This window comes from Streptomyces klenkii (assembly GCF_003626645.1).
GTDB lineage: Bacteria > Actinomycetota > Actinomycetes > Streptomycetales > Streptomycetaceae > Streptomyces > Streptomyces klenkii.
Genome location: NZ_RBAM01000078.1, coordinates 1 through 1,413, shown reverse-complemented (window position 1 = coordinate 1,413; position 1,413 = coordinate 1). Strand labels below are relative to the sequence as shown.

The window sequence follows — 1,413 nt, the reverse complement described above, 5'->3', positions numbered from 1 at the left end:
GGAGGGCGGGCTGGGTGGCCGTGGTGAGGAGGGTGGTGAGGTGGTCGGGGCTCAAGTGGGCAGCGGTTCGGGCGAGTTGGCGGACATGTTCGATTTCCAGAGCCTGGAGGAGGTCGGTGTCGTCGAGGGTTTCGTCGAGGGCCTTGCGGGTGCTCGGGGGGAGCATGGTGAGGCGGACGGCCAGGTCGCGGGTCTGGTCGTCGGCGAGGTCGTTGAGGGTGCGGAGCTTTCCGACGAGGCTCTCGATGGTGGGGAGGTCGGCGACGGTGTCCTGGGTTCCCTGGATGGTGATGTCGCGGACGCCGCCGCGTTTGAGGGTGTGGAGGAGTTCTAGTTCGGATTCGAGTTGGTGGAAGTCGGCCTGGTCGTCGGCGAGGTAGCCGACGGGGACGGAGAAGTACTTGGCCAGGGCCTGGAGGTGGTGGAGCTTGGGGTTGGTGGTTCTGCCGGTGGCGAGTTCCCAGAAGTAGGGGCCGGAGATGCTGACGCCGGTGGCGGCGGAGATCTGGCGGGCGGTGACCTCGTAGGAGGGCGGGGGTTCGCCCTTGGGGGCTTTGAGGTCCCGGAGCCACTTCAGCTTTTGCGCCAGGGTGCGTGGGGTGCGGTCCGTGGCTGGCATCGGTGTTCGTGGCTCCCCTGTCCGTGGTGGTCAGGCATGTCGGCTTTGTGTGCACCTTATCGCCCCGCGGGCGCGGTGGCGTTCCGTCAGCCGACGTTGCTGGTGCCCTCGCTCGCGTGGGGGAACTCGGGTGGTGCCCAGCCGCGGTAGGTCAGCCGCCAGCGGCCGGCGGTCAGGTCGCTGAGGGGGACGATGCTGATGCGGCCGGGTTCGGCGATGTCGTTCGTCGCCGCCTGGCCGTTCCCGAGGTGGAGCGCGACGTGCCCGGCGGCGTCGTCGCTAGCGTAGAAGAGGAGGGCACCGGCGGGCGGGCGGGGATCGCCGTGGTGGGCGAGGCCGGAGGCGATCATCCTCTCCCAGGCCACGCTCGCGGTGGCCTCGCCCGAGGCGCCCCAGCCATAGGCCTGCGCGACGAACGCCAGGCAGCGCCGGTGCCAGACTAGGCTGCCGGAACGCGCCTCCCTGCGGGCCGCGTCCATGGCCTCGGGGCAGGTGCGCGGGTTCGGGCGGGCGAGGTGGAAGCCGCAGTCCCCGGTCGCGTCCGCGTCGCCGACGGACGTGGCGGCCTGGTAGCGGGGGAGGAGCGCCTTGACGGTCCGGACGTAGTCGCGGGTCTCCCGGTAGGGAGGGAGGCCGCCGTACGCCCGCACCGCGGCGGGGCCGGCGTTGTAGGCGGCCAGGGCCTTATCCACGGGGCTGCCCGGGATGTCGGCCAGGTCGTCGACGAGGTGGCACAGGTAGCGTGCCTGGGCGTCGATGGCGTCGGCCGGGTCGAAGGGGGAACGCCAGCCGTT

General features: G+C 71.4%; 2 protein-coding genes. Both read right to left on the bottom strand.

Annotated elements, in window-relative coordinates; all coding sequences use genetic code 11:
• A partial coding sequence (locus D7231_RS34720) for a hypothetical protein (protein WP_120760341.1) occupies positions 1–619 on the bottom strand: 619 nt, incomplete at its 3' end.
• Between the two features lie 86 nt (positions 620–705).
• On the bottom strand, positions 706–1,413 hold a 708-nt coding region (locus D7231_RS38020), incomplete at its 5' end, for a lytic transglycosylase domain-containing protein (RefSeq protein ID WP_242000079.1).